Source organism: Sphingomonas plantiphila (genome assembly GCF_046000505.1).
GTDB classification, from domain to species: Bacteria; Pseudomonadota; Alphaproteobacteria; order Sphingomonadales; family Sphingomonadaceae; genus Sphingomonas; species Sphingomonas plantiphila.
On record NZ_JBELQC010000003.1, the window covers coordinates 101,447 to 120,137 of the forward strand.

The following is an 18,691-nucleotide window of genomic DNA, read 5'->3' on the forward strand; positions in this document are numbered from 1 at the left end:
GGATCGCCAGAGGGGCCCGGTCCGCACGCACAACATCGGTTGCGGTGGGGGCTTCGTCAAGGGGGCTAGTCGCGCGGGCGCAGCGCGTCGGCGAGCGAGGCGGTTCCCGACCCGCGCCGTGCAGGCTTGGGCTGCGAGGGATCGGGCGCCCAGCCAGTGAGGAAGATTGCGTCGAATCGCTCGGCGGTGCGTCCTTCGGCGTCGGCGCGCGCGGCGAACCCCGCCGCGGCGCGTGCCACCGTGTCGCGGCGCAGCGGCGCAGGATCGGGCAGCAGGCTGGTCGCGCCCATGCCGCGCAGATCGCCGATCAGGTCGAACAGGCTGGCGTAGCGGACGTTCAGCGTCTCGACGTCGGCCACCGGCAGCGCGAATCCCGCGCGCATCAGCAGGTCGCCCGCGGATCGCACATCGACCTGAGGGTGTACGCGCGCGGCAGGGCGGTCCGCCTCCGCCTCGAGCAGGACGGCACGCAGCGTCGACAGTGTCGATCCGCCCAGGAATGCGCCCATGAATAGCCCGTCGGGACGCAGGGAGCGACGAATCAGCGCCAGGGCGCCGGGCAGGTCGTTGACGCTGTCGAGCACGCCGGCCGAGACGACAAGGTCATAGCTGGCCTCGGGCGAGTGCGGCCGATCCTCCTCGGCCTGGACCCCGCCCGCCTGCGCCGCGAACCGCGCGCCCGCATCGATCCGGGTGACGATCGCACCCGGCGGCGCGACGAACCCGCCGTCGAAACAGCCGAGTTCAAGGACGTCGGTGAATTCCCGCGTGACCCCGTCGAGACGCTCGGCGATCCCGTCGAGCATCCAGGCGCGAATGAAGTCGAATCGCCCGAACTCGGACGCGATACGATCGCGGCGCAGTCGCCGGCGGTTGCGGTCGAAGATATCGGGCGGGGGCGCATCGGAAGGCACGCGGCGGCTTGTGCCGTGTCGGCGCGCGCGCGACAAGCGTCGCGTGGGCCTGCGTGAACCTTTGCTGCAACTGATCGGTCTGGCGCTCCCGCCGCGTTGCCCTGCATGTAGCGCGGTTGTGGATGCCGACCATCGCTTCTGCGCGCCGTGCTGGGGTGGGCTGACGATGATCGCGCCGCCGTGGTGCGCTGCGTGCAACCTGCCCTTCGATCATGACCGGGGAGAGGGCGCGTTGTGCGGTCCATGCCTGGTCGCCCCGCCGGCGCACGATGGCGTGCGCGCCGCGGTCGCCTACGGCCCGGCGGCAAGCGCGCTGGCGCTGCGGCTCAAATATGGTGGCCGCACCGCGCATGCGGAGACGGCGGCGCGGTTGATGGCGCGGCTGATGCCCGATGATGCCCAGCTGCTCCTCCCCGTGCCGCTGCATCGCTGGCGCCTGTGGGGGCGGGGCTATAATCAGGCGCTGCTGATCGCGCGGGCGCTGGGACGCGCCACACAGGTCGCGGTGGCGCCCGATCTGCTGCGCCGGGTGAAACCGACGCCGGTCCTGCGCGGGCTTGGCGTGCGAGGCCGGGCCAAGGCCGTCGCGGGCGCATTCGGGCTGGCGCCCGAAGGCGCCGCGCAGGTGCGCGGCAGGCGGATCGTGCTGGTCGACGATGTCTTTACCAGCGGGGCCACCGCGAATGCCTGCGTCCGCGTGCTGAAGCGTGCCGGTGCGGACAAAGTCACAATCCTGTGCTGGGCGCGGGTGATCGCTGGGGACGACGCCGATTGACAAGCGGGGTTTGGATACTCACCTCGGGGACATGGCTAAGATCGAAATCTATACCAAGGCGTTCTGCGGCTATTGCGCGCGGGCGAAGGCGCTGCTCGACAGCAAGGGCGCCGATTACGAGGAATTCGACCTGACGATGGGCGGGCCGAAGCGGGAAGAAATGCTTCAGCGCGCGAACGGGCGCACTACCGTGCCGCAGATCTTTATCGACGGCACGCATATCGGCGGCTCGGACGATCTCATGGCGCTTGAGCGCGACGGCAAGCTGGACCCGCTGCTGGGTCAATGAAGGCCGCGATCCTTCAGATGACCAGCGGGATCGACCCGCGCGCCAACGCCGCAACGCTGGTCGAGGGAATCGCGGAGGCAGCCGGACAGGGCGCGGCGATGCTGTTCACGCCCGAGATGTCCGGGTTGCTCGACCGCCACCGCAAGCGCGGGTCGGCGTCCATCGTCGCCGAGGATGACGATGGCGTGCTGGCCGCCGTGCGTGAGGCGGCGGCGGCGAACGGCATCTGGGTGCATCTCGGGTCGCTTGCACTGCGGGGGGCGGACGAACGCTTCGTCAACCGCGGCTTCGTGATCGACGACCGCGGCGCGATCCGCGCGCGCTACGACAAGATCCATCTGTTCGATGTCGACCTGGCCAGCGGCGAGCGCTGGCGCGAATCCGACGCCTATGCACCGGGCGACTGCGCGGTGGTGGTCGACACCCCGCTGGGCAAGCTCGGCCTGTCGATCTGCTACGATCTGCGCTTTCCCGACCTGTACCGCGCGCTGACCGACGCGGGCGCGAGCGTGCTAGCAGTGCCGGCGGCCTTCACCCGCCCGACCGGAGCAGCGCACTGGCACGTCCTGCTCCGCGCCCGCGCGATCGAGGCGGGGGTGCATGTCATCGCGGCCGCGCAGACCGGTACGCATGCCGATGGCCGCTCCACCTATGGCCACAGCCTCGCGATCGATCCGTGGGGCGAAGTGCTGCTCGACATGGGGGAGGATGCCGGCCTCGGCGTTTTCGAGATCGATCCGGCACGAGTCGCGGATGTTCGCTCCCGCGTCCCAGCGCTCGCCCACCGCCGCACGATCCCGCCGGTGGAAGCGGCATGATCGTCTTCGACCTCAAATGTGGCGCTGACCATGTGTTCGAGGCATGGTTCGGTTCGAGCGCGGATTATGAGGACCAGCGCACAGGCGGGTTGCTTGCGTGCCCGATGTGCGGCGATGCGCAGATCGGCAAGGCCGTGATGGCCCCCAATGTCGCCGCCAAGGGCAATCGCGACACGCCGCCCGCAGCGACGAAACCCGATCCCAAGCAGATGCTCGCCGCACTCGCCACCGCGCAGGCGAGGATGCTCGAAGGATCGCAATGGGTCGGCACGACCTTCGCCGACAAGGCACGCGCAATGCACTTAGGGGAGGTGGCGCACGCGCCGATCCACGGCCAGGCAAGTATCGCGGAGGCAAAGGCGCTGGTCGAGGAAGGCGTGCCGGTCGCTCCGCTCCCGCTGCCGGTGGTGCCGCCCGATCAGTGCAATTGATCGCCCGATTGACCGCGCCGCCGCCGCCGCTTAACCGTCGCGGCCGTGTCCCGGTAGCTCAGCAGGATAGAGCAACGGTTTCCTAAACCGCAGGTCGGAGGTTCGAATCCTCTCCGGGACACCAACGTTCCGGGATCGATCTATACGGCTTCACGCCGTGGCCGACTGGACCGGGATGCGCAGCGTCGCCATCGCGCCGCCGTCCGGGCCGGCGGTCAGGGAGAAGTCGCCGCTTAGTTGCTCGGCGAGCGTACGGGCAATGCGCAGGCCCAGACTGTTTGACGTGGTTGCGTCGAATCCCTCTGGTGGGCCCGCGCCGTCATCCGAGACGCTCAGGATCAGCATCGATCCCTGCTGCGCCATCGCGACGAGGATCTGACCCTCTTCGCGCCCGGCAAAACCGTGTTCGATCGCGTTTGCGACGCTTTCCGCCAGCACCAGCGCCAACGGGATCGCCGATCCGGTCGGCAACTCGATCCCGGGCGGTACATCGACTTCCCAGTCGATCCCCGGTCGCCCGGCGGTCTCGATCAGGTCGCGCGTCAGGTCGGGCAGCAGCCGGTCCGGCGCAAGCGGGGCACCGCTGGTGTCATAGAGCTGGCGCTGGATTCGCCCGATCGTCTGCAGCTTGGCCGCCGCCTCCGACAGTGCCTGACGCGCAGTCGGATCGGTCACGCCGCGCCGCTGCAGCGAGAGGACGGCGCCGACCATCTGGAGGTTGTTCGACACGCGATGCTGCAATTCGCTGAACAGCAACTGGCTGTGGGCCACGAGCTGTTCGCTGCGCTCGCGTTCGCGCATCAACTGCTCGTTGCCGCGCTGCATCCAGTCGATCAGCAGGATATCGACCGTGACGACGCCCAGATAGAAAGCGAGCGTGATCGACGTTCCGCGAGTGACCGAAAAGCTGTGCACTGGCGGAACGAAGGAATACCACGCCAGCACGCCGCACAGGACAGCCGAAAAGATGCCCGGCCCCCGCCCGAACAGGAAGGCCGTAAGAATGACCGCCGGGAAAAAGGTGAGATAGGGGAAACCCTGCGGAAATGCCGGATCGAGCGCCCAGCGCGCCCACCAGGCAAATCCGGCGAGGAGCAGCGCCATGCCATAGCCAAGCCACCATCGGTCGCGCGCAAGCGGAAGTCGCTGTAGAAATGGTCGCTCCCGCATCTGCCGTCCCCTCGCTGGCCACACAGGGCCCGCCCGATGATGGAATAGGAAAGCCCCCGAAACCAGTGGCTTCGGGGGCTCCCGCTGTCCAGTCCGGCATGGTGCCGAACGGTGGACTTACTTGACGTGCTTGGCGATGTGCTTGTTCAGTTCGAACATCGTCGCCTTGTCACCGCCGAAAATGGGCTTCAGCTTGTCGTCGGCCAGAATCTCGCGCTTGTTGGCGGGGTTCTGCAGATTGTTCTTCTTGATGTGTTCCCACATCTTGCTGACGATCTCGCTGCGCGGCAGCGGGCCCGGGCCGACGACCGCGGCCAGCTCGGGGGAGGGGGTGACGGGCTTCGCGATGCCGCCACGGGCACCGCCGGATGCCTTCTTTTCCGCCATTCTTTTCTTCTCCTCTGCGAACCGACAACCTGATGTCGGCTCAGATCTTGGTCAGCGCCGACGGCTTGTGCGATGCCTTGCCACCGTTATCGCTTTTGACGATGTACTGCGGTTCTTCGCGCGATGCACGCACTTGATGCCCCTTGATGGAGGTATCTGACGTTTGTTTGTGGAGAACTTCGCCTTTTGCGGTTCCACCGGGCGCATTCCACTTGACCCGATCACCCTTGTGCAACGCCTTTGCCATGTCGATTCTCCTTCACCGGGATAAACGACAAGGGCGCGTCGAGTTTCCCCGACGCGCCCCTTTGTCGCGATGGGGGACCGGCTGGTCCCCCGGTTTCCCGCGAACGGCTTAGAAGCCGACCTTCGCCCGCACGCCGAAGAAGCGCGGCAGGCCGGGATAGGCCGCATAGTTGCCGGTCTGCTCCGGCACGGCGAACCCGGTGACGTGATAATATTGGTTGGTCAGGTTCTCGACGAAGAATTCGAGGCTCTTCTTGCGATCCTCGGTCTGGATGCCGATGCGCGCCGCGATGAGCGGATATCCCGGATTGTAGAGCGCGGTCCGCCCGGTGGCCGGGTTCGGGTTGCTCGACGGGATATTGACCTCGCTGTTGTAGCGCATGTCGATATGGAACAGGCCGCGGATGTCGCTGGTGACCGCGGGGGTCCAGGTGAGTGCGGCAGTTATCGTGTGCTTGGGCTGGTTGTTGAGCTGGCGCCCTTCCTGGCCCTGCAACGGCGTCCCGGCGAAGTTGTTGTCGGCGTCGTACCTGGCGTCGATGAAGCTGTAGCCCAGCCGCACCGTGAAATCGCGAACCGGCTGGATGATCGAGTCGATCTCGACGCCCTTGCTGGTCGTGCTGTCGACATTCTGGACGACGAAGTTGTTGCCGCTGAACACCAGCGACTGCAGGTTGCTGAACTTCTGGTAGAAACCGGCAATGTTGAAGGTGAAGGCGCGGCCCCACTGGGTCTTCAGGCCGATCTCATAGGCGTCGACCGATTCCGATCCGAATGCCAGATCGCTGCCCTGCGCGCCGTTGCCGCCCAGCAGGACGCTGTCGAACGTCGCCTGATCGAGATTGTACCCGCCCGACTTGTAGCCGCGATCATAGCCGCCATACAGCAGGATATCCGGGGTGATCTTGTACGCCAGCTTGGCGGTACCGGTGACCTTGGTCTCGTCCTGATCATGCGCGTAGCTGCCGTTGAACTCGCTGTTCACCGCCGGGTTGCAGCTCAGCAGGAACAGGTTGTTGAACAGGCCGATCTGGCGCAGCACATTGGCATAGGCGGTCGCCGCGGGATCGCCATTGCGCACCTGGTTGAAGAAGGTGCAGCTGCCCGTGTTGCTGTTGATCGTCGCGGTCAGATCCTTCTTCTCGTAGTTCAGGCGCGCACCAAGCGTCAGCGTCAGCTTGTCGCTGATGTTGATGATGTTGTGCGTGAACAGCGCGAAGGCATTGGTCTTGACGCGGAAATCGTCGTTGTTGTTGCCCTGGCCCGCGGCCGCGCCCGGCAGCGGGCTGGCGGCGAGCGCGGCGAGGCCCGGGATCGGCGCCGACGGGAAGCCTGGGATTACGCACAGGCCGGCAGGTGCGGTACCGGCCTGGGCCCGGAAACAGCCGACCAGCGGCGCGAGCTGCGCGCCATACACGGCCTGCAGCGCGGGGAGCGAGTTCGGAACCGCCGGGTTCAGGAACACCGCGCCCGGCGTCGGCACCGTCGGGCCGAGCGAGCCGTAGAATTGCACCGAACCGCCGAATGACGGGCCGGCCAGCGCGTTGAAGATCGAATCGACATAGCGGTTGGCGTCATTGCCGACGCGTACCGTGTCGCGCAGGTCGTTGGTTTCGTTGAGGTAGAAGCCGCCCACCAGCCAGTCGAGCGCACCGCCGAAAGCCGAGCCCTGGAAGCGCACTTCCTGGGTGAAATCGACCAGGCGATTGCGATATCCGTCGCGATAGGCGCGATCGATGCCCGAGAAATCGATGTCCTGGTTACGCAGCGCGCGCCAGTTGCGATAGGCGGTGATCGAGGTGAACTTGATGTCGCCCAGTTCGGCGTTCAACTCGCCCGAAATGCCCCAGTCGCGCACCTTCTCGGAAAAATCGCGGCCGGGCGTGATCGCCATGCGGCGCTCGGACGGGTCGCCGGTGTACAGGCCGTCGCGGCCCTGCGCCGCGGCAATGCCCTCGATGATCGGCGCGAACGGGCCGCGCACGACGCTCAATGCGCCGCAGCACTGTTCGTCGGTCTCGTAATAATCGCCGATCAGGCGGAACGAGAAGGTCGAGGTGTCGTACAATGCCTGCGCGCGGGCGTACCAGCGATTGACGTCGTTGATCGCGCGATCGCTGTTCACGTCCTCGATATAGCCGTCGCGCTTGCGATAGCCGCCGTCGAGACGCAGCGCGAGCTGCTCGGTCACCGGCCCGGTCACCGCGCCCTTCAGTTCGAACGCGTTGTAGTTGCCGTAGCTGCCCTCGACATAGCCGCCCAGGTCGAATGCGGGCTGCGCAGTGAAGATCGACAGCGCACCGGCCGACGTGTTGCGACCGAACAGCGTGCCCTGCGGGCCGCGCAGCACTTCGACGCGCTCGAGTTCGGGCAGTTCCGAAACGGCGACACCCGCACGGGCGCGGAACACGCCATCGATGAACACGCCGACAGCAGGTTCGAAGCCGGGATTGTCGCCGGCGGTGGTGATGCCGCGGATGTACAGGGTGGTTCCGGTCGCGGACGACTGGCCGGTCGAGCTCTGCAGCGAGGGAGCCAGCTGCTCAAGACCGCGGATATCCTTGACGCCCGCATTGTCGAGCAGTTCGGCAGGGACCGCGGTCACCGCGATCGGCACGTCCTGCACGGTCTCGTTGCGGCGGGTGGCGGTGATCACCACCTCGTTTGCGGACTGATAGTCGTCGGCATCGGCCTGCGCGGCTGGAGCAGCGTCCTGCGCGAACGCAGGAGCAGCCACCATCAGGGCAAGGGCGGACGCGGAATAGAGCTGAAGCTTGCGCATCGATGTCTCCTCTCTCTCGGCGCGCCGGGCGGGGGATGCGTTCCCGGGGCCGTTCTCGTTGTTATTGGGACGCACGCTACGCGCGGCGGAATCCTTACGTCAACGTCAAATCACGCTGGAAATACCGCGGAAATGCGCGCAATTTCTCGTTCCGATACCGCTTGTTGCCGATCGGCAACACCGGTGACGTGCTTGCCGTAGCGTCAAGCGTTAGGATAGGGACCGGGGCAAGATGAACAGCCACGAACATGACGAACCCGCAGATGGCGACATGGTCGCCCCCGCTCCCAAGATCCCCGTGCCCGATGATGTCGCGGACGCGGTGCGCACGTTGCTGCGCTGGGCCGGTGACGACCCGAGTCGCGAAGGATTGATCGATACGCCCAAGCGCGTGGCCCGCGCGTGGAGGGAATATTGCCAGGGCTATGGCGAGGATCCTGCACACCATTTGTCGCGGGTGTTCGAGGAAGTGGGCGGTTATGATGAGATCGTCCTGCTCAAGGACATTCCGTTCCAGTCGCACTGCGAGCATCACATGGCGCCGATCATCGGCAAGGCGTCGATCGCCTATCTGCCCGAAAACCTTGTCGTCGGCATCTCCAAGCTCGCGCGCGTGCTGCATGGTTTCGCGCGCCGGCTGCAGGTGCAGGAGCGGCTCACCGCGCAGGTCGCCGACTGCATCTGGGAGCATCTCAAGCCGCGCGGCGTCGCCGTGGTGATCGAGGCGAGCCATGCCTGCATGACCGCGCGCGGGGTGCGTACGCCGGGCGTCGGCATGGTCACCAGCCGCATGATGGGGACGTTCCGCGAAGATGAGCGCAGCCGCAAGGAAGTCCTCGCGCTGATGGGGTATTGAGCCGCGATGCGCATCCTCGTCACCGGCGGCGCGCGGCGGATCGGGGCGGCGATCGTCCGGCGCCTCGCCGCTGACGGGCATGCGGTTGCGGTGCACCATCATGACTCGCACGACGAGGCTGAGGCGATGGCCGAGGAACTCGGGGTGTCGCTGGTCACCGCCGATCTCGCCGATCCGGCGGAGACGCGCGGTCTGATCGCGGCAGCGGCCAATGCGCTGGGCGGGCCGGTCGAGGGGCTGGTCAACAACGCGTCGCTGTTCGCCTGGGACGCGATCCCGATCGCCGATTATGCGGGGCTCGACCGGCACATGCACGTCAATCTCGGCGCGCCGCTGGTGCTGGCCTCGGCGCTCGCGGCTCAGACGGACCTGGCAGGCGGGGCGATCGTCAACCTGCTCGACCAGAAGCTAGCCAATCCCAATCCCGATTTCCTGACCTATACGCTGAGCAAGGCGGCACTGGCGGAGGCGACGACGCTGCTGGCGATGCGGCTGGCGCCGCGCATCCGGGTGAACGCGGTGTCGCCCGGCCTGTCGCTCCCCAGCGGCGACCAGAGCGAGGCCGAGTTCGCGCGCGTCGCCACCGCCAACCTGCTTCAGCAGCAAGTCGATCTCGACGATCTCGCCACCACCGTCGCGCACCTGCTGACCGCGCGCAGCATCACCGGCCAGAATGTCTTTGTCGATTGCGGGCAGCGCTTCGTGCGGCGCGAAGGCGACGTTATGTTCGACGCGCGGGAGCGCCCGGATGCCTGACTATACCATTCGCCTGGACGGCCTGGTCGTCGAGATCGGTCTCGGCATCCACGACCATGAGCGCGCCGCGCCGCAGCGGGTGGAACTCAGCGTCGCGATGCGCTGCGTTTACGACGACGCGCCGCCGGACCGGATCGATGCGGTGGTCGACTATGATTATCTGCGTACCGGCATCCACGCGCTCGCCGCTCAGGGGCATCTGGAGCTACAGGAAACGCTGTGCGACGCCGTCGCCGGACTCGCGCTTGGCGCCGACCCGCGCATCGCCGAGGTCCGCGTGCGCTCGATGAAGCTCGACGTCTATCCCGACGCTCGTGTCGGCTGCGAAGTGGTGCGGGGTCGAGCAAATTGACGCGGCTCGACCCGCACTTGCCCGATCGCGGGCACGGGGCGCCGGTTCGGCCCGGGAACGATGGCAGGGTGATGCTCCTGATCCTCGCCGCCGGCGCAGCGATCCTGATGGTCTGGGGTGCGGTGGTGTGGGCCATCTCTGCACTCGGTCCGCCGCCGCCTGATCCGGCGCTGGCAAATCGCGAGGCGAGAGTTGCGAGCAGCCCCGGCGGCTGGATAACGCCTGACGATTATCCGATCGACGCGCGCAAGCTCGGCGAGACGGGGCGCGTCGCAGTGACGATGGTGATCAGCCCGCGTGGCCGGGTGACGGGATGCGCAGTGACGCAGAGTTCGGGGTCCGCCAATCTGGATCGTACGACTTGTGAGCTCCTCCAGCGTCGCGGACGCTATTTGCCGGCGCGCGATGCGAGCGGTGCCGCGATCGAAGGAAAGGCGGCCTTGCGCTTTCGCTGGCAGCTGGAGGACTGAACCGTCACGACTCTTTTGGACTTGGAGGAAGGCACCCCAACCCCTATGTCCGCACGGTCCGTCGTTCAGCGCCGGGCAACAAGGGGCCGTTTAACGGGTTTTCGCGTGCAATTGCTGCTGTTCATCTCTGCGCTCCTCGCGAGTCTCACCGGCGCGTTCGCCGGCGACCGTGACCTGCGCGGGATTCAGCAGCGTTCCGACACCCAGATCGCCCGTTCCGCCGATGCCGAGATCGAGGCGGTGGCGACCGTCGCCGCGGCCATCGCCGTGCGCCCTGTGGTCGCACGCGAAGTTCCCGTCGCCGCGTCCTTCGCGCTCCACGATGCTCCGGTCGGTCGTCCCGCCCGCCTGACGAGCGAGCGCCGGCTCGAATAGGCGCGCCGTCGCGCGTCCGTGACCGCGACCGCATCCATTTGGACTTCGAATCGTTCTGCGCTCGCAATCCGGGCGCGCACCCTGCAATTTCACACGACTGGAAATCATCATGTTCGGCGGCTTGGCCAAATCCCTGTTCGGCTCGTCCAACGACCGGTACGTCCGTTCGCTCAACCCCATCCTCGCCAAGATCGCGGGCTTCGAGCCTGCGCTTCAGGCGATGTCCGACGACGATCTCGCGCAGCAGACCGTCAAGTTCCGCGAGCGCCTCGCCAATGGCGAAAAGCTCGACGCGATCCTGCCCGAAGCGTTCGCGACGGTGCGCGAGGCGTCGCGCCGCGTGCTCGGCATGCGCCATTTCGACGTGCAGATGGTCGGCGGCATCGTCCTTCATCGCGGCGAGATCGCGGAGATGCGGACGGGTGAGGGCAAGACGCTGGTGGCGACGCTCGCTACCTATCTCAACGCGCTCCCGGGCAATGGCGTGCATGTCATTACCGTCAACGACTATCTCGCCCGGCGCGACGCGGAATGGATGGGTCAGATCTACCGCTTCCTCGGCCTCACCGTCGGCGTGATCGTCCCCAACCTCGCCGATCATCAGCGGCGCGAGGCGTATGCCTCGGACATCACCTACGGCACGAACAACGAATTCGGCTTTGATTACCTGCGCGACAACATGAAGTACGACCGCGCGTCGATGGTCCAGCGCCCGTTCGCAATGGCGATCGTCGACGAGGTCGACTCGGTCCTGATCGACGAGGCGCGCACCCCGCTCATCATCTCCGGCCCGACCGACGACAAGAGCGAGCTCTATATCGGCGTCGACGCGGTGGTGAAGCAGTTCGACGAGAGCCTGTACGAGAAGGACGAGAAGCAGAAGAACGTCGTCCTGACGGAGGAGGGCATCGAGACCGCCGAACGCGCGCTCGAAGCTGCGGGCCTGCTCCAGGGCGCGAATCTCTACGATTTCGAGAATACCCAGGTGGTCCACCACCTCAACCAGGCGCTGCGCGCGAACGTGCTGTTCAAGCGCGACACCGATTATATCGTCAAGGACGGCAAGGTCGTCATCATCGACGAGTTCACCGGCCGCATGATGGATGGGCGCCGCTGGTCCGACGGCCTGCACCAGGCGGTCGAGGCCAAGGAAGGTGTGACGATCGAGCCGGAGAATCAGACGCTCGCCAGCATCACCTTCCAGAATTATTTCCGCATGTACCCCAAGCTGTCGGGCATGACCGGCACCGCGGCGACCGAGGCGCCCGAATTCTTCGACATCTACAAGATGAACGTCGTCACCATCCCGACCAACGTTCCGGTCAAGCGGATCGACCAGGAGGACGAGTTCTACAAGACGCTGCAGGACAAGTTCATCGCCATCGCCCGCGCGATCAAGGAGCATGCGGCGAAGGGCCAGCCGGTGCTGGTCGGCACCGTGTCGATCGAGAAGTCGGAACTGCTGTCCGAATATCTCACCAAGGAAGGCGTCGACCACTCGGTGCTCAACGCCCGCTTCCACGAACAGGAAGCGCATATCGTGGCGCAGGCTGGACGCCTCGGCGCGGTGACCATCGCCACCAACATGGCGGGCCGCGGCACCGACATCCAGCTGGGCGGCAACCTCGAATTCCGCGTCGAGGCCGAACTGGCCGAGATGCCCGAGGGTCCGGACCGCGACGTCGCGATCGAACAGATCAAGGCCGAGATCGCCGCCGAAAAGCAGCGCGTGCTCGAAGCCGGCGGCCTGTTCGTCCTCGGCACCGAGCGGCATGAAAGCCGTCGCATCGACAACCAGTTGCGTGGTCGTGCGGGCCGTCAGGGCGACCCCGGCCTGTCGCGCTTCTACCTCAGCCTCGACGACGATCTGCTGCGCATCTTCGGCCCGGACACGCTGTTCGCGAAGATGATGCGCAACAACATCGCCGACGGCGAGGCGATCGGCAGCAAGTGGCTGACCAAGGCGATCGAGACCGCGCAGAAGAAGGTCGAGGCGCGCAACTACGACATCCGCAAGCAGGTCGTCGAATATGACGACGTGATGAACGACCAGCGCAAGGTGATCTACGAACAGCGTGCCGACATCATGGACGCCGAAACCGTCGGCGATGTGGTCGAGGATATGCGCGCCGAGGCGGTCAACGACATCGTCGGCCAGGCCTGCCCGCCGGAAAGCTATCCGGAGCAATGGGACGTCGAAGGGCTGAAGGCGCGCGCGCAGGAGATGCTGGGCGTCGAGGCGCCGGTCGAGGATTGGATTGCGGCGCAGGACGGTCTGGAGCCGGAAGACGTCGTCAACCGCATTCTCGAGCTCGCCACCACGCGGGTGACCGCCAAGTCGGACGAGCTGGATCCCGAGACCTGGACTTCGATCGAAAAGTCGATCCTGCTCCAGAATCTCGACCATCACTGGAAGGAGCATCTCGCGATGCTCGATGCGCTGCGCCAGGTCGTCCACCTGCGCGCCTATGCGCAGAAGACGCCGATCAACGAATATAAGCAGGAAGCGTTCGCGATGTTCGAACGGATGCTGATCGCGATCCGCGAAGACGTGACGCGCACGCTCGCCTGGGCCGAATTCCAGATGGCACCCCCGCCGGAACTGCCCGAGCTGCCCGACTTCCTGACCACGCATATCGACGCGCTGACCGGTCTCGACAACAGCGCCGACTGGGATGCCGGCGCCGCCGGTCTCATCTCGAACGAGCTGCCGCCGATGCAGATTCCGCGTCCGCAGGGTGAGGGGCTGAGCGACGATCCGGCGTCGTGGGAAGGTCGCGTCAACCGCAATGCACCATGCCCCTGCGGATCGGGCCGCAAGTACAAGCAGTGTCACGGCGCGGTCGTCTGATCGCGCGGCACTGCCGAATATAAGAAGGGCCGCCCGAACGGATCGGGCGGCCCTTTCTGTATCCGGTGCTCCCGCCTGGCGGGAACATCAGCTTAGCGCGGCCGCGGCGGCGCGATCGACTGGCCCAGATTGGCGATCACTTCGCGCGCGTTGAACGCACGGACATTGTCCGGCTTGCTCCCGCGTCCGACGACGATCTCGGCGCTCGCCTCATAGCGGTCGACCGTGCGCACGTCGACGCGGCGGTCCCAGAACGGATCGCCGCCCCACGGGCTCCACGCGCGCCAGCCCCAGCGCGGGCTGTAATAGCGCCACGACGGGCCCCAATAGCCGAACGGGCCGTCGTCGAACGGCCGGTCGACATAGGTCCGGCTCTTCTTTTCCGTGTCACGGTCGGCGAGCAGGAAATAGTCCCCGCCGCGCTCCACCGTCAGCTGCGCCGCGCGATAGAGCAGATAGCGCTCCACGGTCTCGCGCGACGTCAGGCTGTTGCCGGCAAAGGTGACGCGGAAGCGATCGGATTCGATCTGCTCGTCCCAATATCCGGTGCGATAGGTGCCGGATCCGGTGGCAGGCTGATAGGGGGTGGGCGTCGCGCAGGATGCGAGGACGGAAGCCGATGCGAGGGCGAGCGCAATGCCCGCGACCCGCCGCGGCCTGCGGGAAAGGCTGCTGTGCATGATGTTCCTCCTAAGCACTTGTTTTGCGGCGACTCGTGCCGCCAATGCTGCTGTAACGAATAGCATTGAGCAAATGTCCCTGCGCTGAACGATCCCACCCACCGCAGGGAGTCGCGCAGTCGCAGTGCGCCGCAAGAAGAACCCTGCCCGGCCGCCTCAATGGCTGTCGCGCGAAATGCCCCTGGTCTGTGCGATCCGCTGATAGCGTTCCGATCCTTCCAGAATCGCCCCGCTATCGAGCTGTCCCACCAGATTGCGCTGGATTTCCTGCCACGGCGTTTGCGACGGCGGATAAGGATAGCCACCTTCCGCTTCGAGCGCGGTGCGGCGCGCCGCGAGTTCGGCGTCGGGCACCAGAATGTTCGCGGTGCCCTGTCGGATATCGATCCGCACGCGATCGCCGGTGCGCAGCAGCGCGAGCCCGCCCATCGCCGCCGCTTCGGGGCTTGCATTCAGGATCGACGGGCTGCCGCTGGTCCCGGACTGGCGCCCGTCGCCGATGCAGGGGAGTTCGGTGATGCCTTGGGAGATCAGATAGGTCGGTGCCCGCATGTTCACGACCTCGGCCGCTCCCGGATAGCCGATCGGCCCCGCGCCGCGCATGAACAAGAGCGTTTCCGACGTGACCTCAAGCGACGGGTCGTCGATCCGTGCGTGGTAATCTTCCGGTCCGTCGAACACCAGCGCCGGGCCTTCGAACGCTTCCGGATCGTCGGGATTGCTCAGATAGCGGGCGCGGAAGGCTTCGGAGATCACACAGGTCTTCATGATCGCCGCGTCGAACAGGTTGCCGCGCAGCACGATGAACCCCGCCGCCGGCTTGAGCGGGCGCTCGAACGGGCGGATCACGGCCTCGTCCTCGATCCGGGCGTCGCGGCAATTGTCGCCGATGGTTCTTCCATTGGCAGTGATGACGTCCGCGTCGATCAACCCCTGTCCCATCAGCTGCGCGACGACCGCCGGGACGCCGCCGGCGCGGAAATAATCCTCGCCCAGATATTCGCCCGCCGGTTGCAGATTGACCAGCAGCGGGATGTCGTGCCCGACATCCTGCCAGTCGGTCAGCGGCAGGTCGACGCCGACATGGCGCGCAATGGCGGAAAGGTGGATCGGCGCATTGGTCGACCCGCCGATCGCCGAATTGACGCGGATGGCGTTGTGGAACGCGGCCTTGGTCATGATGTCGGAGGGCTTGAGGTCTTCCGCGACCATCTCGACGATGCGCTTGCCGGTCAGATAGGCCACTTCCTGCCGGTCGCGATGCGGCGCGGGAATCGCCGCCGATCCGGGCAGCGACATGCCCAGCGCCTCGGTCAGCGAGTTCATCGTCGTCGCCGTGCCCATCGTGTTGCAATAGCCGGTCGACGGGGCGGAGGAGGCGACCAGGCGGATGAACTCCTCGTCATCGATCTTGCCCGCCGCGAGCAGTTCGCGCGCCTTCCACACGATCGTGCCCGATCCGGTGCGCTCGCCGCGGTGCCAGCCGTTCAGCATCGGCCCGACCGACAGCGCGATCGCCGGAATGTTGACCGTCGCCGCGGCCATCAATGCAGCAGGAGTGGTCTTGTCGCACCCGATGGTGAGCACCACGCCGTCGAGCGGATAGCCGTACAGCACCTCGACCAGCCCGAGATAGGCGAGGTTGCGGTCGAGCCCCGCAGTCGGGCGCTTGCCGGTCTCCTGGATCGGGTGGACCGGAAACTCCAGGACGATGCCGCCCATCTCGCGTACGCCCTCGCGCACGCGGTCGGCGAGGACGAGGTGATGGCGATTGCAGGGGGACAGGTCGCTTCCGGTCTGGGCAATGCCGATGATCGGCTTGCCCGACCGTAACTCCTTGAGACTGAGCCCGAAATTCAGATAGCGCTCAAGATACAACGCTGTCATGTCGATATTGTCGGGATTGTCGAACCATGCGCGGCTGCGCAACCGAGGTGTGTCGCTCACTCGGCCACCTCGCCGCGCGCGACCGAAACCCGATAGATCATGCGGTGGCGATAGGGCTTGCCCGGTTCGACCCGTGCCGATCCGAAGGCGGGCTGGTTGGGCGTGTCGGGAAATTTCTGCGGCTCGAGCGCGATGCCGTCGCCCATGCGATAGACATGCCCGTTCTTGCCCACCATCGTCCCGTCGAGGAAGTTGCCCGAATAGAATTGCACGCCGGGCTCGGTCGTCAGCACCTCGAGCACGCGGCCCGACCGGGGATCCTCCAGCCGCGCCGCAAGCTGCGGCTCCGCCGTCGCGCCCTTGTCAAGGATCCAGTTATGGTCCCAGCCGCGGCCGATCACGATCTGCGGATCGCGTCCGTCGCGAAGGCCGTCGCTCAACATGCGCCCGTTCCGGAAATCGAAAACCGTCCCCTCGACCGCGCGCCGTTCGCCCGTCGGGATCAGGGCATCGTTTACCGGCAGATACTGGCTGGCCGGGATGGTGAGCCGCTGGCCGAGCGCGCCATAGGGCGATCCTTCGCCCGCCATGTCGAACAGCGCGTGATTGGTCAGGTTGACGATCGTCGGCCGGTCGCTCGTCGCCTGGAAATCGATGCCGAGCGATCCTGCATCGTCGAGCGAATAGGTGACGGTGACGTCCAGCTTCCCTGGATAGCCCTGATCGCCATCGGGGCTGGTCAGCTTCATCGTGACGCTGGCGACAGGGCCGTTCTTGACCTCGGTGATCCGCCACACCGCCTTGTCGAACCCACCCGGTCCGCCATGCAGCGAATTGGCCTTGTCGTTCTGCGCCAGCTGATAGGTCTTGCCGTCGAGCATGAACTTGCCCCCGGCGATGCGGTTGGCATAGCGGCCGATCGTCTGGCCCCAGTAATTGGGCTTGGCGACATAGCTCGCCAGATCGTCATAGCCCAGCGTCACATCGGCGACCTTGCCGTCGCGATCGGGCACTTCGAGCGCCTGAAGCGTCGCGCCGAAGGTGATGATCCGCGCGCGCACGCCGTTCTTGCCGACCAAGGTGACCGCATCGACCACCGTACCGTCGGGCATCTTCCCGAACGTCGCGCGCTCCGCCGTTGCCGCCGCAGCGGCAGCCGGCAGGAGTGCAATCGCGCAGGCTGACAGCAAGAGGCGCGTTCGCATCATTAAACTCTCCTGGAATTCCCCGTCATCCCGCATTGACGAGATGCTTGCCCGGCATATAGTCCTACATTTGAAAGTAACGCAACCCGGTGGTCGCCGGGGCAAAGGGAGAGAGACATGCCGGCTGCCCCGCCCACCACCGGTTCCGCCGGTGCCGTGTCCGATGCGCCACGCAGCTACACGGCGGCGCTGACGTTGCTCGCGTCGCTGTTCTTCATGTGGGGCTTCATCACCGTCATCAACGGAACGCTGTTGCCGCATCTGCGCAGCGTTTTCGACCTCAGCTATTTCGAAGCGACGCTGATCGAGAGCGTGTGGTTCATCGCCTATTTCTTCGCGTCGATCCCGTCGGCGAAGCTGATCGAACGGATCGGCTACCAGAAGTCGCTGGTGACCGGCCTGCTGATCATGGCAGCGGGATCGGCCGGCATGATGCTCGCGGCGAGCCTGCCCTCCTATGGCGTCACATTGTTCATGCTGTTCGTGATCGCGAGCGGCATCACGCTGCTGCAGGTCGCGGCGAACCCCTATGTCGCTGTCGTCGGCAAGCCGGAGACAGCGTCGTCGCGCCTGAATCTCGTCCAGGCGATGAACTCGGCCGGCACGATGCTCGCCCCCTTGTTCGGTGCCTATCTCATCCTCGGTCGCTCGAAGGGGGGTACTGCGGCACAGGGCACGGTGCTTACGCAGGCGGAGCGTCTCGCCGACGCGCAATCCGTGATCCTGCCCTATGGCATCGTCGCGGTCGTCCTCATCCTGCTGGCGATCGTCATCGCGCGTTTCCCGCTTCCCGCCATGGGGCAGGCGACCAACCGGGTCGCGCGCGAGGAGCGGCGCAACCATTCGCTGTGGCGGCACCGCAATCTCGTCCTCGGCGTGCCCGCGATCTTCATCTACCTGATCGCCGAGATCGGCGTCGGCAACCTGTTCGTGAACTTCGTCAGCCGTCCCGATATCGGCAACATGACCAACGAGCGGGCGGGGCATTATCTGACGCTGCTCTGGGGCGGGATGATGGTCGGTCGCTTCCTCGGCGCGCTGCTGATGCAGAAGATCCGGCCCGAGACACTGCTTGCAGCGTTTTCGATCGGCGCGTTCGTGGTGATGATGATCACCGTGTTCGCCAGCGGGCCGGTGGCGATGTGGTCTCTGATCCTGGTCGGACTTTTCCACTCGATCATGTTTCCCACGATCTTCACGCTTGGCATCCGCGGTCTCGGGCCGCTGACCGAAGAGGGTTCCGGGCTGCTGATCATGGCGATCGCGGGCGGCGCGCTGGTGTTCGTGCAGGGGATGCTCGCCGACGCCTATGGCTTGCAGATGTCGTTCCTTCTGACTGCGGCGTGCGAGCTTTATGTGCTGTTCTATGCGCTGTGGGGGGCGAAGCCGACCAATGCGCTGCCCGATGTGGTCGTGGAAGACGCCCCAGCCAATGCCAACTAACTAA

General features: G+C 66.0%; 19 protein-coding genes, 1 tRNA gene and 1 pseudogene. 13 read left to right on the plus strand and 8 right to left on the minus strand.

Annotated elements, in window-relative coordinates; all coding sequences use genetic code 11:
• Window positions 1-65 precede the first annotated feature (65 nt).
• The gene (locus ABS767_RS15460) at window positions 66-950 is read right to left on the minus strand and encodes a methyltransferase domain-containing protein (protein WP_408079965.1); all 885 of its coding nucleotides are present in this window, start codon (window positions 948-950) and stop codon (window positions 66-68) included.
• Between the two features lie 7 nt (window positions 951-957).
• Here ABS767_RS15460 and ABS767_RS15465 point away from each other — a divergent pair, with 7 nt between their 5' ends.
• From ABS767_RS15465 to ABS767_RS15485, 5 genes are all read left to right on the plus strand, one after another.
• On the plus strand, window positions 958-1,689 hold the full coding sequence (locus ABS767_RS15465) for a ComF family protein (protein ID WP_408079969.1): 732 nt from the start codon (window positions 958-960) through the stop codon (window positions 1,687-1,689).
• Between the two features lie 31 nt (window positions 1,690-1,720).
• Window positions 1,721-1,978 (plus strand): glutaredoxin 3, encoded by a 258-nt coding sequence (grxC, locus tag ABS767_RS15470; protein WP_408079971.1) that lies wholly within the window; start codon window positions 1,721-1,723, stop codon window positions 1,976-1,978.
• A complete protein-coding gene (locus tag ABS767_RS15475; protein ID WP_408079973.1) occupies window positions 1,975-2,796 on the plus strand; it encodes a carbon-nitrogen hydrolase family protein in 822 nt (273 codons plus the stop codon). Before grxC ends, ABS767_RS15475 begins: the two co-directional genes overlap by 4 nt.
• Window positions 2,793-3,227, plus strand: a complete 435-nt coding sequence (locus ABS767_RS15480; RefSeq protein WP_408079975.1) for a DUF1178 family protein — start codon at window positions 2,793-2,795, stop codon at window positions 3,225-3,227. Before ABS767_RS15475 ends, ABS767_RS15480 begins: the two co-directional genes overlap by 4 nt.
• A 47-nt stretch (window positions 3,228-3,274) precedes the next feature.
• A tRNA-Arg gene (locus ABS767_RS15485) sits at window positions 3,275-3,351 on the plus strand.
• Between the two features lie 26 nt (window positions 3,352-3,377).
• Here the strand turns inward: ABS767_RS15485 and ABS767_RS15490 are convergent.
• From ABS767_RS15490 to ABS767_RS15505, 4 genes are all read right to left on the minus strand, one after another.
• Window positions 3,378-4,331 carry a sensor histidine kinase gene (locus ABS767_RS15490; protein WP_408079977.1) on the minus strand — a complete coding sequence of 318 codons (954 nt, stop codon included), beginning with the start codon at window positions 4,329-4,331 and terminating at the stop codon, window positions 3,378-3,380.
• A 183-nt stretch (window positions 4,332-4,514) separates the two neighbouring features.
• Window positions 4,515-4,784, minus strand: coding sequence for an SWIB/MDM2 domain-containing protein (locus ABS767_RS15495; RefSeq protein ID WP_408079979.1), 270 nt, complete (start codon window positions 4,782-4,784; stop codon window positions 4,515-4,517).
• Window positions 4,785-4,824: 40 nt separating this feature from the next.
• Window positions 4,825-5,031: a hypervirulence associated TUDOR domain-containing protein gene (locus ABS767_RS15500; RefSeq protein ID WP_408079981.1), complete on the minus strand. Its 207-nt coding sequence runs from the start codon at window positions 5,029-5,031 to the stop codon at window positions 4,825-4,827.
• Between the two features lie 108 nt (window positions 5,032-5,139).
• A complete protein-coding gene (locus tag ABS767_RS15505) occupies window positions 5,140-7,812 on the minus strand; it encodes a TonB-dependent receptor (RefSeq protein WP_408079983.1) in 2,673 nt (890 codons plus the stop codon).
• Window positions 7,813-8,044: 232 nt separating this feature from the next.
• Between ABS767_RS15505 and folE the strand changes: the two genes are divergently transcribed.
• The 7 genes and pseudogenes from folE (at window position 8,045) to ABS767_RS15540 (ending at window position 13,472) form a co-directional block, all read left to right on the plus strand.
• Window positions 8,045-8,668 carry a GTP cyclohydrolase I FolE gene (gene folE / locus ABS767_RS15510; protein WP_408079985.1) on the plus strand — a complete coding sequence of 208 codons (624 nt, stop codon included), beginning with the start codon at window positions 8,045-8,047 and terminating at the stop codon, window positions 8,666-8,668.
• Window positions 8,669-8,674: 6 nt separating this feature from the next.
• Window positions 8,675-9,424: an SDR family oxidoreductase gene (locus tag ABS767_RS15515; protein WP_408079987.1), complete on the plus strand. Its 750-nt coding sequence runs from the start codon at window positions 8,675-8,677 to the stop codon at window positions 9,422-9,424.
• A complete protein-coding gene (locus ABS767_RS15520; protein WP_408079989.1) occupies window positions 9,417-9,776 on the plus strand; it encodes a dihydroneopterin aldolase in 360 nt (119 codons plus the stop codon). Before ABS767_RS15515 ends, ABS767_RS15520 begins: the two co-directional genes overlap by 8 nt.
• A gap of 71 nt (window positions 9,777-9,847) precedes the next feature.
• Entirely contained in the window at window positions 9,848-10,246 is a 399-nt protein-coding gene (locus tag ABS767_RS15525) for an energy transducer TonB (protein ID WP_408080737.1), read from the plus strand.
• Between the two features lie 105 nt (window positions 10,247-10,351).
• Window positions 10,352-10,621, plus strand: a complete 270-nt coding sequence (locus ABS767_RS15530) for a hypothetical protein (protein ID WP_408079991.1) — start codon at window positions 10,352-10,354, stop codon at window positions 10,619-10,621.
• 109 nt (window positions 10,622-10,730) lie between these two features.
• Window positions 10,731-13,314, plus strand: a pseudogene (gene secA, locus ABS767_RS15535) (preprotein translocase subunit SecA); the annotation flags it as partial.
• Window positions 13,315-13,337: 23 nt separating this feature from the next.
• Window positions 13,338-13,472, plus strand: a complete 135-nt coding sequence (locus ABS767_RS15540) for an SEC-C metal-binding domain-containing protein (RefSeq protein WP_408080739.1) — start codon at window positions 13,338-13,340, stop codon at window positions 13,470-13,472.
• A 92-nt stretch (window positions 13,473-13,564) separates the two neighbouring features.
• On the opposite strand, the gene ABS767_RS15545 is transcribed toward ABS767_RS15540, so the two are convergent.
• The 3 genes from ABS767_RS15545 to ABS767_RS15555 form a co-directional block, all read right to left on the minus strand.
• On the minus strand, window positions 13,565-14,152 hold the full coding sequence (locus tag ABS767_RS15545) for a CC0125/CC1285 family lipoprotein (RefSeq protein WP_408079993.1): 588 nt from the start codon (window positions 14,150-14,152) through the stop codon (window positions 13,565-13,567).
• Between the two features lie 156 nt (window positions 14,153-14,308).
• Window positions 14,309-16,099, minus strand: a complete 1,791-nt coding sequence (locus ABS767_RS15550) for an IlvD/Edd family dehydratase (protein WP_408079995.1) — start codon at window positions 16,097-16,099, stop codon at window positions 14,309-14,311.
• Window positions 16,096-17,244 carry an aldose epimerase family protein gene (locus ABS767_RS15555; RefSeq protein ID WP_408079997.1) on the minus strand — a complete coding sequence of 383 codons (1,149 nt, stop codon included), beginning with the start codon at window positions 17,242-17,244 and terminating at the stop codon, window positions 16,096-16,098. Before ABS767_RS15555 ends, ABS767_RS15550 begins: the two co-directional genes overlap by 4 nt.
• A gap of 117 nt (window positions 17,245-17,361) precedes the next feature.
• On the opposite strand from ABS767_RS15555, the gene ABS767_RS15560 reads away from it, so the two are divergent.
• Window positions 17,362-18,687 carry a sugar MFS transporter gene (locus tag ABS767_RS15560; RefSeq protein ID WP_408079999.1) on the plus strand — a complete coding sequence of 442 codons (1,326 nt, stop codon included), beginning with the start codon at window positions 17,362-17,364 and terminating at the stop codon, window positions 18,685-18,687.
• The last annotated feature ends 4 nt before the right edge of the window (window positions 18,688-18,691 follow it).